Annotated in this window: 11 protein-coding genes and 2 tRNA genes; 6 read left to right on the top strand and 7 right to left on the bottom strand. The window is 49.2% G+C overall.

Features of this window, described 5'->3' with window-relative positions; all coding sequences use genetic code 11:
- Positions 1-3 precede the first annotated feature (3 nt).
- The 5 genes from folK to sfsA all read right to left on the bottom strand — a co-directional run bounded on the left by folK (position 4) and on the right by sfsA (position 4,203).
- A complete protein-coding gene (gene folK / locus AB8599_RS13510) occupies positions 4-486 on the bottom strand; it encodes a 2-amino-4-hydroxy-6-hydroxymethyldihydropteridine diphosphokinase (protein ID WP_407331414.1) in 483 nt (160 codons plus the stop codon).
- Entirely contained in the window at positions 483-1,856 is a 1,374-nt protein-coding gene (gene pcnB, locus AB8599_RS13505) for a polynucleotide adenylyltransferase PcnB (protein WP_407331413.1), read from the bottom strand. Before pcnB ends, folK begins: the two co-directional genes overlap by 4 nt.
- A gap of 104 nt (positions 1,857-1,960) precedes the next feature.
- Positions 1,961-2,833, bottom strand: coding sequence for a tRNA glutamyl-Q(34) synthetase GluQRS (gene gluQRS / locus AB8599_RS13500; protein ID WP_407331412.1), 873 nt, complete (start codon positions 2,831-2,833; stop codon positions 1,961-1,963).
- A gap of 78 nt (positions 2,834-2,911) precedes the next feature.
- Positions 2,912-3,361: an RNA polymerase-binding protein DksA gene (gene dksA, locus AB8599_RS13495; protein ID WP_407331411.1), complete on the bottom strand. Its 450-nt coding sequence runs from the start codon at positions 3,359-3,361 to the stop codon at positions 2,912-2,914.
- Positions 3,362-3,492: 131 nt separating this feature from the next.
- Positions 3,493-4,203: a DNA/RNA nuclease SfsA gene (gene sfsA / locus AB8599_RS13490; RefSeq protein WP_407331410.1), complete on the bottom strand. Its 711-nt coding sequence runs from the start codon at positions 4,201-4,203 to the stop codon at positions 3,493-3,495.
- Positions 4,204-4,386: 183 nt separating this feature from the next.
- Here sfsA and hrpB point away from each other — a divergent pair, with 183 nt between their 5' ends.
- Both hrpB and mrcB read left to right on the top strand, forming a co-directional pair.
- Positions 4,387-6,846 carry an ATP-dependent helicase HrpB gene (hrpB, locus tag AB8599_RS13485; RefSeq protein WP_407331409.1) on the top strand — a complete coding sequence of 820 codons (2,460 nt, stop codon included), beginning with the start codon at positions 4,387-4,389 and terminating at the stop codon, positions 6,844-6,846.
- 11 nt (positions 6,847-6,857) lie between these two features.
- A complete protein-coding gene (mrcB, locus tag AB8599_RS13480) occupies positions 6,858-9,200 on the top strand; it encodes a penicillin-binding protein 1B (RefSeq protein ID WP_407331408.1) in 2,343 nt (780 codons plus the stop codon).
- A gap of 208 nt (positions 9,201-9,408) precedes the next feature.
- On the opposite strand, the gene AB8599_RS13475 is transcribed toward mrcB, so the two are convergent.
- Positions 9,409-9,484 (bottom strand) — tRNA-Thr (locus AB8599_RS13475).
- Between the two features lie 57 nt (positions 9,485-9,541).
- Positions 9,542-9,617: transfer RNA gene (locus AB8599_RS13470), tRNA-Phe, on the bottom strand.
- Between the two features lie 370 nt (positions 9,618-9,987).
- Here AB8599_RS13470 and AB8599_RS13465 point away from each other — a divergent pair.
- Genes AB8599_RS13465 through AB8599_RS13450 form a run of 4 tightly spaced genes read left to right on the top strand, consistent with a single transcriptional unit; the run spans position 9,988 to position 13,249 of the window.
- Complete coding sequence (locus AB8599_RS13465; RefSeq protein WP_407331407.1) at positions 9,988-10,266, top strand: lipid asymmetry maintenance protein MlaB; 279 nt, start codon at positions 9,988-9,990, stop codon at positions 10,264-10,266.
- Positions 10,267-10,296: 30 nt separating this feature from the next.
- Complete coding sequence (locus AB8599_RS13460) at positions 10,297-10,656, top strand: response regulator (RefSeq protein WP_016959640.1); 360 nt, start codon at positions 10,297-10,299, stop codon at positions 10,654-10,656.
- A 22-nt stretch (positions 10,657-10,678) separates the two neighbouring features.
- On the top strand, positions 10,679-12,733 hold the full coding sequence (locus tag AB8599_RS13455) for a chemotaxis protein CheA (protein ID WP_407331406.1): 2,055 nt from the start codon (positions 10,679-10,681) through the stop codon (positions 12,731-12,733).
- A 9-nt stretch (positions 12,734-12,742) separates the two neighbouring features.
- Positions 12,743-13,249: a chemotaxis protein CheW gene (locus AB8599_RS13450; protein ID WP_407331404.1), complete on the top strand. Its 507-nt coding sequence runs from the start codon at positions 12,743-12,745 to the stop codon at positions 13,247-13,249.
- Positions 13,250-13,255 lie beyond the last annotated feature (6 nt).

Here is a 13,255-nt window from a genome sequence, read left to right as displayed (position 1 = left end):
GTGCTACGCGATGGTTGTCAGGCCGTTCTTATCCGTGACGGCGACTAAATCGGCGACAGCACTGCCATCGGGCAGGTGCAAGTCAGGGGCTATTTCGGCGAGAGGGAAAAGCACGAATTCTCGTTCTTTCATCCCGTAGTGTGGAACGGTTAACCGTTCACTTTCCAATTGGAGATCACCATAAAGGAGAATATCCAAATCCAGTGTTCGAGGTCCCCAGCGCTCATCTTTGCGCTCTCGACCAAACACCAACTCAATACGTTGTGTGTGATCAAGAAGATCCAACGGAAGCAGTTTGGTGTCAATAGCCACCACTGCATTTACGTAGTCGGGTTGGTCTGAGGGGCCCATCGGCTTACTGCTATAGAGCGATGAACTGGCGATGAACTGGCTGTCCGGTAGTTGCGAAAGTGCCGCAATGGCATTTTGTGCTTTTTCTACCGGCTCGCCCAGATTACTGCCTATCGCAATGTAAGCTCGGATCATGATTCTTGGGTCGGTTTCCGGCGACGTGGCTTGACTTTACGACGACGGCGTACTTTTTTCACTGAACTGGCTTTGTTCAGCACTTGCACCATGTCGTTACGTCCATCACGGTCTGCCTTTTGGAAGTCATCCCACCAGGTTGCCAACTCTTTTAGCTGCCCACCTTCCACTTCACCGCGCATCTCAAGGAAATCAAACGCAGCACGGAACTTGTTTTGTTCCAGCAGTTTGTAGGCGCGAGTGCCAGAGCGACGGCTTAGACGAAGCTGAAGTTGCCAGATGTCTCGGATCATGGCGGTAAATCGACGTGGAATAGCAATGCTTTTGACTTGCTCATCCAAGATGTCGTTCGCTGCTACCATAAAGGCATCGTAGTAACTAAGACCGCTTTCAAAGGCGATTTCTTCCGCGCGGGTTTCTAGCGGGTACCAAAGCATCGCGGCAAACATAAAGGCCGGATTGATACGTTGTTCGCTGGCAACACGCTCATCAGTCGATTTCAGAACAAGCTCTATCATTTGTTCGCACTTGCTATTGCGATCTTCGGTGAAATGCTCGGCCAAGATCGGGAATAGCGGCGTAAATAGATTGAAATCGCGCAGCAACTGATAGGTTTTTAAACCATGGCCAGACTGAAGCAGTTTCAGGCTTTCTTCAAACAAACGGGCAGCGGGAATATCACGCAGTAAATGAGCCAGCGCAGGAATTGGCGCCGCTGTAGCATCATTGACGGTCATATCCAGTTTGGCAGCAAAGCGCACAGCGCGAAGCATACGAACAGGATCTTCGCGGTAGCGCGTTTCTGGATCGCCAATTAGGCGTATCACGCGGTTTTTGAGATCTTCAACGCCGCCCGCATAATCGCGCACAGAAAAATCGTCGATGTTGTAATAAAGGGCATTAACCGTGAAGTCACGACGTTGCGCATCTTCATCTATGGTGCCGTAAACGTTATCGCGTAGCAGCATGCCGTCATTGGATTGACTGGCACTTTTCTCGCCCTTCTCACCTTTGTCGCCTTTTTCGCTGCCGTGGTGTCCACGGAACGTTGCTACCTCAATGACATCTCGTCCAAACAGAATATGGGCAAGACGGAAGCGACGGCCGACCAAGCGGCAGTTACGGAAAAGCTTACGTACCTCTTCCGGGGTCGCATTGGTTGCGATATCGAAGTCTTTTGGTTGCGTATTTAGCATTAAATCACGCACGCCGCCGCCAACAAGATATGCCTCAAAACCCGCTTTATTTAGGCGGTAAAGCACTTTCAGCGCATTTTCGCTGATACCTTTTCTTGATATACCGTGCTCTTGGCGAGGAATAACTTCAAGCTTCAGGTCGGTGATCTCGCGCGTTTTATTATCGCGATTCAATACCTTACGGCAAAAGCTGGTAACTCGATTAAAGATAATTCACCTCGTATTTGACAGGTCGGTCTATAAAAACGACGGCATATCATATATCACGCCTTCGTATTTTAGAAAGCTGTAATCACTTCTGTGGCTGCTGGCAATTTATTGATCTGCCAATTTTCGATGCCCCAGAGCAATAATTCTTCCACTTTCGCACCATGTAAATCGACAGGGATCGGGTGACCCAAAAAGGCCAATGCCGCCTCTAATGCAGGACCAGGATTTGCATTGTCGATTGCTGGTGCGTGGTTTTGTTTAGAAAGCTTATTCCTGTCTGCGTTGAGTGCAAGTGGCAAATGCAAATAACTGACAGGGGATGCGCCGAGTTTCTGATAAAGAGAAACTTGTCTGCCTGTCGGCTCGATCAGATCGGCACCTCTGACAACCTCGGTCACACCCTGAAAAATATCATCCAAGACAACAGCAAGATTATAAGCGAATAAGCCGTCACGACGCTTGATTATAAAATCTTCCGATGCCATTGCGCCATCGAGCTTGATTGCGCCATGTTTGACGTCAATGAATTCGCATACAGGATTATCAATACAAATGCGCACTGCAGAGTGCTCACTATCGAGCGACCTTTGGCGACATGTGCCAGGGTAAATACCACCCGCGTCTTTAATTTGTCGACGGGTGCATTGGCAATAGTAAGCGTTTCCGTTAGTCAGCCACGTTTCGATTTGTGATTGATAGGCGTCATAGCGGGTATGTTGATACAACACCTTGTCGTCCCAGTGCAAACCGTAGGCGTCTAACGTGTGTAAAATTGCATCAGCGGAACCTTCCACTTCACGAGGTGGGTCGATGTCTTCTATACGGACTAGCCAGCGACCTTGATTGGCGCGAGCTTGCAAATAACTGCCAAGTGCAGCAATCAGAGAGCCAAAATGAAGAGGGCCTGACGGAGAAGGGGCAAAGCGCCCGACGTATTGCATGGTGATTTAGCCTGTCATAAATAGGAAAAAGGGAGCATCCGCTCCCTTTTTGCCATTAATCTCGATGAAGCGGTAGGCTTAGCCTGCCATTTGCTTCTCTTTGATCTCTGCCAAGGTTTTACAATCGATACACATATCTGCGGTTGGGCGAGCTTCAAGACGGCGAACGCCGATCTCTACGCCACATGAATCACAGAATCCGAAATCGTCGTCTTCCAGACGTTGCAATGTCTTGTCAATTTTCTTGATCAGCTTGCGTTCGCGGTCGCGGTTACGCAGCTCAAGGCTGAACTCTTCTTCCTGCGCTGCACGGTCTACAGGATCAGGGAAGTTTGCTGCTTCGTCTTGCATATGATGCACAGTACGGTCAACTTCTACTCTGAGCTGGTTGCGCCACGCTTGGAGGATCTTACGGAAATGATCAACTTGCTGATCATTCATGTATTCCTCGCCAGCCTTCTCTTGGTAAGGTTCTAACCCAGCCGTAGCCAGGATGCCTAGCGATCTTTTAACTTTGCTTTCTGGCATTAAGCGTTCTCCTAAATACACCCTGACCTGCTTGGTCAAAAGAGGGCGGTATCTATATCAGAAACCCAATAGTGAGGCAATCTTTGTTTTTGCCTCATGCAATCCCAGTGTGAAGATGTCTACATTTTTTCTCAATACTGGGAGAACGGGACGTTATTTTTTATGCTCATCATCTCTGATGAGAGAGAGGCTTGATAACACAGAATTTCCACACCAAGCGACTCAGCTTCTATAAGTAACTGATTATAGACTGCATCTATATGTTTTGCTGGTGAAACCCTCTCAATACCAGAGTGAAGTACTGCAAAGAACAAAATGGCGCGTTTGCCTTGTTGCGCCAAGGTTGCTAATTCTCTGAGGTGTTTCTGACCGCGAGTGGTAACAGTATCGGGAAAATAGCCCTGATGATTGTCTTCCAGTAATGTGACACTTTTCACTTCTATATAGCAGTCTTCCTGCGTGGGAGACTGCAACAAGATATCAATTCGGCTCTTTTCTTCCCCGTACGCTACTTCAGTACGAAGAGTGGGGTAACCATCAAGCTCTTTTACGACACCTGCTTTTATTGCTTCTATTACCAAGCGATTCGCCTGTGCGGTATTCACGCAAATCATATGGCCCGCTTTTGTTTCAGTCAGCTCCCAGCTGTTGGGGTATTTTCGCTTTAGGTTGTCTGACGTGGAGTACCACACTTTGTCGCCAGGAGCCGCACAGCCTGTCATTGCACCAGTATTAGCACAGTGTATGGTGCGTTCACTGCCGTCGGCTAATTGCACATCAGCCAGAAAGCGTTTGTAGCGTCGAAGCAGGGTTGCTGACTGTAAAGCGGGTTCAAATTTCATGGGTGTCCTTGATGAGCGAATGCGAAAAGCGATGTTGTGTTATTTATGTCCAATGATTCGGGCAATTAACATCATGTCATCGTCGTCTTTCCTTTGATGGTCATACTCTGGTGAGCGCAACATGCATATTGAGCTTGCTCGGGTATATACTCTGCGGGTAATTCTGACACAAAGGCTTTTGATTTGTCACAGCTCCCCATCGATAGCGTCCTTGATGACGTGATATCTGCATTGCACACCCATTCACATGTGATTTTACAAGCGCCACCGGGGGCGGGTAAGTCAACACGTTTGCCACAGGTCCTCTTGGAACGAAAGGTTTTTGACGGGAAAATTATCCTGCTCGAGCCTCGTCGTCTTGCTGCGCGCAATATTGCTCGCTTTCTTGCATCTCAGCGCGGGGAGCGAGTGGGCGAAACCGTTGGTTTACGCGTACGCGGTGAAACCCATGTGAGTGACAAAACCCGCATTGAAATTGTCACCGAAGGGGTGCTGACCAAAATGATCCAATCTGACCCAGAGCTTGAGGGCGTCAGCTTGGTGATTTTTGATGAATTTCATGAGCGCAGTTTACACGCTGATTTGGCGTTAGCACTCTCACTGGATGTTCAAGCTGGGCTGCGCGATGACCTTACTTTGCTGGTAATGTCAGCCACGCTCGATAGCGAGGCGTTGAATACGTTGTTACCAGATGCGGTAGTGGTGTCTTCTGAAGGTCGAAGCTTTCCTGTTGAAGCACGTTACTACACCATTGCTCGTCAGTATGGTTATGAAAGTGCCGCTGCCAGTGCGATAGCAAAACTCTTAGATAAAGAGGAAGGATCGGCACTGGTCTTCCTGCCGGGTGTGGCAGAAATCAAACGCACCGCCAGTGCGCTGGCAGCAATAGTGCCAAGCAATGTGATGATTTGTCCTTTATATGGGCAGCTTTCCGCCAACGAACAGCAAGACGCGATTGCGCCTGCGCCCAATGGCAAACGTAAAGTGGTATTGGCGACCAATATTGCCGAAACCAGTTTGACCATTGAAGGTATTCGCTTAGTGGTGGATTCAGGTTTGGAGCGTGTTGCACGGTTTAATCGAAAATCTGGGATCACCAAGCTGGAAACGGTTCAAATTTCTCGCTCATCCGCCATTCAGCGAATGGGACGAGCAGGGCGATTATCTGAGGGTATTTGCCTTCGTCTATATAGTGAAGAGACTTTCCAGCGTATGCGAGCCGTGCCTGATCCTGAAATTGTCACCAGCGATCTGATGCAACTGGTGTTGGAGGTGGTGCTGTGGGGCTGTGGCGCGCAAGATTTGCAATGGCTTGACGTACCGCCCACGCCACATTGGCAGCAAGCCGTTAAGCTACTTCAGCAATTGGGCGTACTGGATACAAATAGTGCACTTACTGCCAAAGGCAAAAAGGTAGTGGCGTTTGGCACAGATGCACGACTCGGTGCCATGCTTTATACCGCCAACATGCTGGGGGATGACGCTATCTCAACGGCATGTTGGCTGGCTGCTTGGGCAGAAGAGCCCCTTCGTGGGAAGACAGAGCCTGATTTGCGATTGCAACTTTCCATGATTGCCGCGCAGAAAGGGCCGCATCGACAACGAGCATCTCAGCTTGCAGGTCGTTTGGGGGCAACATTGTCCTCAGACATTAACCCACATATCTTGCCTGTGCTGGCTGCGTCGGCGTGGCCTGATCGCATTGCTAAATCCCGTGGAAACAACGGTCGCTTCTTACTCAGTAACGGTCATGGTGCGCAGATCGATGCTGATCATCCGCTCTCGGGTGAAGAAGCACTGATCGCTGTTGATCTCATGAGTGTGTCTCAGGGTGATAGCCGAATTTTCACTGCATGCCGAGCTGACTTCAAAACGCTGCAAACCCTGTTGCCTTCACTGTTTTCTGAGCGAGAGTGGGTAGACTGGGATGATAAAAAAGGCGCATTGGTTGCGGAAACGCAAGTGTGCTGCGGCGAGATTATTCTGTCGCGTAAACCCATCATTCAGCGAAATGATGAGATGATGACGCAAGCCTTGCTGCAAGCCATCAAGCGAAAAGGCTTAGCGTGTTTGGATTTGCCGAAGAAAACTGAAAGCCTGTTGGTACGTGCGCGTTGTGCGCAGGCATGGCAACTGCCGATCACACTGCCTGCACTTGATGACGAAAGCATATTGGCAGAAGTGGATAAATGGCTAGCCCCCTTTATGGCTGGCGTACGTTCGATGAAGGATTTGAAAAAGGTCGATACCTTTAGCGCACTGGAAGCCTGGTTTGGTTGGGCGACGGCCAAAGAGTTGAACCGATTATTGCCAGAAACTTATCAAGTGCCAACGGGATGTCGACACGCAATTCGTTATCAGACCGATCAAAAGCCGACGCTCGCGGTGCGTATGCAGGAAATGTACGGTCAAGCCCAGTCTCCAGCGATTGCTGATGGCAAAGTGACCTTGCTGGTTGAATTGCTGAGCCCCGCACAACGCCCCTTACAGATCACCCAAGATTTAGCGGGGTTCTGGCAAGGTACTTACCGTGAGGTGCAAAAAGAGATGAAAGGCCGATACCCGAAGCATGTTTGGCCTGATGACCCAGCGAGTCATCAGCCGACCACATTAACCAAACGACATTTTAAACCGGATGCTTAAAAGCCACTTTCATGACTAAACAGACTCCCAAGAAAACGACGAGCCGCACGCGTAAACCTACTACGTCCGCTGCCAAGAAGAAAAAAACGCCACCGTCAAAAGGTTGGGGAAAGAAACTGCTGTCTTTGGGCTTAAAGTTAGGGTTGGTAGGCCTCGCAGCGCTCGCTATTCTGGGTATTTACCTTGATGGAAAGATCCAAGACCGTTTTGACGGACAGATCTGGCAACTGCCTGCGGTGGTTTATGGACGTGTACTGCACCTAGCGCCGGGGGATTCCGTCGACATCACAACGTTGAAGCGCGAACTCGACCTCTTGAATTACAACAAGGTTCGCTCACCGACTCGCGCGGGGGAATACTCCGCGTCTAAAACCCGCGTCGAAATCATTCGTCGCCCTTTCGAATTTGAAGACGGCCCCGAGAGTGCACAGCACGTGATGCTGACATTTGATGCACAAGGTGTGACCTCGATTAAGCAACTCGATAGCGGCAAACAACGCGGCTATTTGCGCATTGAGCCAAAACTGCTCGGCATGATGGAGTCCAACACTGACGAGCAACGTATCTTCATGCCTCGTGAGCGTTTCCCTGAATTTTTGGTTGATGCTTTGCTCACAACCGAAGATCGCGATTTCTACCACCATGATGGTGTCTCGCCGTTAGCCATCGCCCGTGCCATGTTGGTCAACCTCAAAGCGGGGCGCACCGTGCAAGGTGGTTCAACCTTGACCCAACAGCTTGCGAAAAACTTATTCCTCACCCGAGACCGCACCCTGTGGCGCAAAGTACAGGAAGCCTATATAGCGATTATTCTTGATTATCGATACAGCAAAGACCGAATTCTTGAGGCCTATCTCAACGAAGTCTATTTAGGGCAAGCACGTGGACAAGCCGTGCATGGTTTTCCGTTAGGGGCAAGGCTCTACTTTGGTCGTCCGATTGAAGAATTACGCATTGATCAATTGGCCTTGTTGGTCGGTATTGTAAAAGGGCCGTCTTATTACAACCCTTGGCGTTATCCTGAGCGAGCGCAAGAGCGTCGCGATCTCATCTTACGCATGATGATGGAAAACGGTGCACTCACCGCTAACCAATATGCGCAAGCCGCTGCGCGTAAACTTGATGTGCAGACATCGCCAAGCCTGAATAGCAGGCAGCCCGCTTACTTTGAACAACTCACTCGTGAAATTCGCGAGCGAGTCGGGAGTAATTTCAACCCTGAAAGCGGCCTTCGAGTCTTCAGTACCTTAGATCCTCTGTCTCAGTCGTTGATTGAAAAGACCGTGGTGAACAAGGTCAAGGAACTAAAAAAGGTCGCGGGCGATGAACTGGAAGCGGCTGTAGTGATTGCTGATCGCCAAAGCGGGGAAATTCGCGCCATGGTCGGTGGCAGTCGTCCCGGCTATGCGGGTTTTAACCGTGCCCTGAATGGCAGTCGCCAGATTGGCTCGCTGTCCAAGCCTGCCGTCTACTTAGCGGCATTGGCGCAACCCGAAAAATATAACTTAGCAACACCACTCGATGACAAACCTTTGGTACTCAAAGGCGATCAAGGCAGTGAATGGCGTCCGCGTAACTATGACAGAAAATATCGTGGTCAAGTGCCTTTGCTGCAAGCGTTGGTGCATTCTTACAACGTACCTACGGTTAATCTGGGTTTGGCTTTGGGGTTAGATAAGGTGGTGTCGGCCTTTAATGATCTGGGCGTGAACCCTGATCAGATCACCCGAGTTCCGTCTCTTCTGCTAGGTGCATTCACCTTAACGCCAATGGAAGTCACGCAAATGTTCCAGACCTTGGGCAGTGGAGGGCGTAAGGCTGAGCTGACAGCGCTACGCGCAGTCGTAACCCGAGAAGGACAAGTGCTTTATCGCAACTGGCCGAAATCGAGCCAAACTCTGCCTGAACAAGCCAGTTGGCTGACTATGTACGCCATGAAACACGTGGTGAAAGAAGGCACGGCAAGGTATCTCAATACATCTCTTGCGTGGGCGGCATTGGCAGGAAAAACGGGAACAACTGATAACAATCGCGACAGTTGGTACGTCGGCATTGATGGACGAGAAGTGGTGACAGTTTGGCTAGGCCGTGATGACAATAAGTCGACTAAGCTGACAGGATCCTCGGGGGCATTACGTGTTTATGCGGATTACATCATGGCAAGGCAGCCAGAAAAGCTGGTGTTGAATTGGCCCTCAGAAGTCGCCAGCGTGCCGTATCAAGTGCAGAAGGGGCAATACGTGACAGATTGCTTCAGCAAGCAAAAACTACCGATGTGGGATCCAAAAGGGTACTGGCGCAAGCGTTGTGATAAACCGGATCCGGTGGGTTGGTTTAATAGTTTGTTTGATTGATAGATATAAAGAAAAGGTCCTAAGCCTTAGAAAAAGCGGGAAAAGAAAGCGAATGTTCGCTTGTAAACTTGAGGGAATAAGCTGCTTTAGGGCTTTAGGGCTTTAGGGCTTTAGGGCTTAGGGCTTAGGGCTTTAGGGCTTAGGGCTCAGAACCCAAAATCCAGATACAAAAAAGCCTCGTCAATGACGAGGCTTTTTCGTTTTTAGATGGTGCCGGCTACCGGAGTCGAACTGGTGACCTACTGATTACAAGTCAGTTGCTCTACCAACTGAGCTAAGCCGGCACACAAACCTTGGAAACGTTGTGTACTGTTGCGTACTTAACACCATCTCTCTAAATATGGTGCCTCGAGGCGGAATCGAACCACCGACACGGGGATTTTCAATCCCCTGCTCTACCGACTGAGCTATCGAGGCAACGAGCGCTATTAAATAGGAGAGGCGCGTTCTTGTCAAAATAATTTCGCACTCATATTGTCTGACTGCTGCTTTTTTGCTTGATTTGTTGCTAATCCGACCACTGTGATTTTTGTTTGACCATTTTCTCTGTTTTCGTGCTCGGTAAAGTCATCGCGAAGTATCTTCTACTACATTGAATCTAAAAAATTACCTTCTAATTCATGTGTATACAAAATAATCAGTTGTCAAAATTGTCAATAACCCTCCTCTTTTTATCTCAATTTAAATCCAATTGACTAAAAATCTTCCATTTTTCCCATTATTGCTACACTTACAGAGACATAAATATTTCCGACGTAAGTCAACAGGAATTGGAAGGAATTCTGCGATGGGATTCTCATTGGGAGAACAATTAGACATCACGCAGGTGATGGGTCTCAAAGACCGCCTGCAAGTCGAATTGGAGCAGTCTGAAAACTTGCTAGTCGATGGTAGTGAGGTATCACGCGTTGATGCTCCGGGGCTGCAGCTTTTACTAACCGCCAAAATTCTGTGTCACAACCAGTCCATTGAATGGAAGTGGGAAGGCGCATCGGGGGAATTAGTAGGGGCAGCGAAGACATTGGGATTGGTTGAGCCGTTAGGCTTGGGCGATTTTGCTGAATAGTTTTTCACGTAGTTCAATCAGGGTGACAGTATGCGAAAGATATTAGCTGCAGACGATTCTGTTTCAATTCGTCAAATGGTAAGCCACACGCTTAAAGAAGCAGGATACCAAGTGGAAACTGCAAACGATGGCGCTGAAGCACTTTCAAAAGCCAAATCGGGTCAATATGACGTCATTATTTCAGACGTAAATATGCCTAACATGGATGGCCTCGAATTCGTTCGTCAAGTTCGTGCCGTGCCTCAATATAAGTTCACGCCAATCCTCATGCTGACAACTGAAACGTCAGCGGAAAAAAAGAGCATGGGCAAGTCCGCCGGTGCAACTGGTTGGATTGTGAAGCCGTTTAATCCCGATACCCTTCTGAAAACGTTGCAACGCGTTATCTAAGTGTTCAAGCAAGGAGATCACTATGGCTTTGGACATGGACCAACTGCGCCGGATTTTCTACGAGGAGTGTCGTGAGAACCTTGAAATCCTTGAGCGAGAACTGCTTTCACTCGATCCTGATGGTGACATCGATCTTGATGTTATTAATACCATTTTTCGGGCGGCTCACTCAATCAAAGGTGGTGGGGCGACCTTTAACCTCAATGAGATAAGCCAGTTTACTCATGTCATGGAGACATTGCTCGATGAGGCCAGGGAAGGAAAACGGCGATTAGACTCGAGCACGATCGACCTTCTTCTCAAGGGCGGTGATTGCATCAACAGTATGTTGATTGCTTACGAAACCAGCTCTGACTTCGATCATGTATTGAGAGACGCACTCACCGATGAGCTCAACAAGCTGCTCGAAGGTGACAATGCAGGTCAAGCAAAGCCTGCAGTTGAAGCAAGCATAGAGGCGCCTTCAGACTCGGCTGCGGAAGGCGATGGTGATTGGGTCGTTCTTTTCACGCCGCACAAAGACATGTTCTTTTCTGGCAACGATCCGGTACGAATCCTTCGCGAGCTTTTTGATCTCGGTGTTCACTGTAACGTCGAATGTTTGACTGACACATTGCCAACGCTCAGTGAGATGGAGCCTGAGATGTGTTATCTCAGTTGGCGTATCACTGTCGATGGACACATTGATAAAGCGCCGATTGAAGAAATCTTCGAATGGGTTGAAGACGAATGTGATTTGACGATGTCGCGCATTCAAAAAGAACCAGAAGAAGGCACTGAAGCTGATGCTCCTTCTGTCGAAGCGGAGCCTGCCGCGGCAAAACCTACAGCGGCTAAGCCTGCTGCTAAACAAGCCGCCGCTAAATCCGACGCGGTATCTTCCATTCGGGTAGAGATAGACAAAGTCGATAACTTGATCAACCTCGTGGGTGAACTGGTCATTACCCAATCGATGCTGACTGAGCTCAGCCAGAATTTTTCAGAAAGTAAAATTGAGCGCCTGCAAGCGGGGCTTGATCAGCTTTTGCAAAACACCAAAGAACTGCAAGAAAGCGTACTCAATATCCGCATGCTGCCGATCAGCTTTGCATTCAACCGTTTCCCGCGCCTGATCCGCGATTTGTCGGCTCAACTTGGCAAAACGGTGGAACTTGTTATTGAAGGCGAGCAGACCGAGCTTGATAAAACCGTGCTGGAAAGGATCACGGACCCACTTGTTCATTTGGTGCGAAATGCCGTTGATCACGGATTGGAGTCACCAGAAATCCGAACAGGGAAAGGTAAACCTGAAACGGGTCGTGTCTCGCTATATGCCTATCACCAAGGTGGCTCTATTGTCATTGAAGTCCGCGATGATGGTGCAGGCTTGAACAAAGAAAGGGTATGGAAAAAAGCCATTGAAAAAGGGCTCATCCATCAAGACACCGCACTGGATGATTTAACCAATCACCAAGTATACAACCTGATCTTCGCGCCAGGATTTTCAACGGCAGATGTCGTGTCTGATGTATCAGGCCGAGGTGTTGGCATGGATGTAGTGAAACGTAACATCGAAGATTTGGGCGGGCACATAGAGGTCGATTCAGAAATCGATGTGGGCAGTGTTTTCCGTATTAGCTTACCGCTGACTCTGGCCATTCTTGATGGACAACTTGTGAAGCTGGCCGACCAAGTATTTGTCGTGCCGCTGATCTCAATCATTGAATCTATCCAGATTGAATCTGAGCGCGTGAAAGTGGCCACAGGTGGCGTCGAACTTTACCGGCTACGAGATGAGAACATCCCGATATTGCGCCTTAAAGAAGAGTTTGGGCTGGGAGAGTCGGGCGCACTGGACAAGCAATTGTTGTGTCTGGTTGAAGCGAGTGGCAACCGCGTTGGCCTTTTGCTCGATGAAATGCTTGGTCAGCAGCAAGTGGTGATTAAGAGCCTTGAGTCTAACTATACCCGTGTGAATGGCGTCTCGGGTGCCACCATTCTTGGTGACGGTTCTGTATCCCTCATTCTTGATATTCAGGGACTGATGACTGGCTTTTTGAGTCGAGTCGCCGATACAAACAGCCACATAGCGGCGTAGGAGGAGAGCATGACAAATCAAGCTCTGGCGGCGACAGAGGTGAATGATGAAGCGGTAGAAGGTCAAGACCGCCTGAAGGGATCCGATTTCCTCAGCTTCGATCTGGCGCACGAATTGTACGGTGTCGACATACAGGCAGTGGAAGAGATCCGCGTTTGGGAATCGCCCACCGTGATACCTCGCTCACCCGAATTTGTTCTTGGGGTCATTAATCTACGCGGCATGATCGTGCCCATCATGGACTTGCGCGTTCGGTTCAACATCGGTGTGGTCGAGTATCTACCGACTACCGTGGTGTTGATTCTCAAAGCGGGTGAGGCAGCCGGAAATAGAATGATGGGCGTGGTGGTGGATGCGGTTTCTGATGTGATTGATCTCGGCGATAAGAGTTTAATGCCGCCCATTGGCGACTCACAAGTGATGCCTTTTGTCAGTGGCTTGCTGAATGTGGATGCCCAAGTGATGAGCTTATTGGATGTCGATGCGTTGCTCAGCATTGAAGGACTTGTTCATTAAGGAGGC

It is taken from the genome of Enterovibrio litoreus (assembly GCF_045679545.1).
Taxonomy (GTDB): Bacteria; Pseudomonadota; Gammaproteobacteria; order Enterobacterales; family Vibrionaceae; genus Enterovibrio.
This window is presented reverse-complemented; position numbering and strand designations above follow the sequence as displayed.

What these genes read in the sequence shown, in the direction of transcription:
- folK (WP_407331414.1), bottom strand. Translation starts at nt 486, where the DNA reads ATGATCCGAGCTTACATTGCGATAGGCAGTAATCTGGGCGAGCCGGTA.
- gluQRS (WP_407331412.1), bottom strand. Translation starts at nt 2,833, where the DNA reads ATGCAATACGTCGGGCGCTTTGCCCCTTCTCCGTCAGGCCCTCTTCAT.
- dksA (WP_407331411.1), bottom strand. Translation starts at nt 3,361, where the DNA reads ATGCCAGAAAGCAAAGTTAAAAGATCGCTAGGCATCCTGGCTACGGCT.
- sfsA (WP_407331410.1), bottom strand. Translation starts at nt 4,203, where the DNA reads ATGAAATTTGAACCCGCTTTACAGTCAGCAACCCTGCTTCGACGCTAC.
- mrcB (WP_407331408.1), top strand. Translation starts at nt 6,858, where the DNA reads ATGACTAAACAGACTCCCAAGAAAACGACGAGCCGCACGCGTAAACCT.
- AB8599_RS13465 (WP_407331407.1), top strand. Translation starts at nt 9,988, where the DNA reads ATGGGATTCTCATTGGGAGAACAATTAGACATCACGCAGGTGATGGGT.
- AB8599_RS13460 (WP_016959640.1), top strand. Translation starts at nt 10,297, where the DNA reads ATGCGAAAGATATTAGCTGCAGACGATTCTGTTTCAATTCGTCAAATG.
- AB8599_RS13455 (WP_407331406.1), top strand. Translation starts at nt 10,679, where the DNA reads ATGGCTTTGGACATGGACCAACTGCGCCGGATTTTCTACGAGGAGTGT.
- AB8599_RS13450 (WP_407331404.1), top strand. Translation starts at nt 12,743, where the DNA reads ATGACAAATCAAGCTCTGGCGGCGACAGAGGTGAATGATGAAGCGGTA.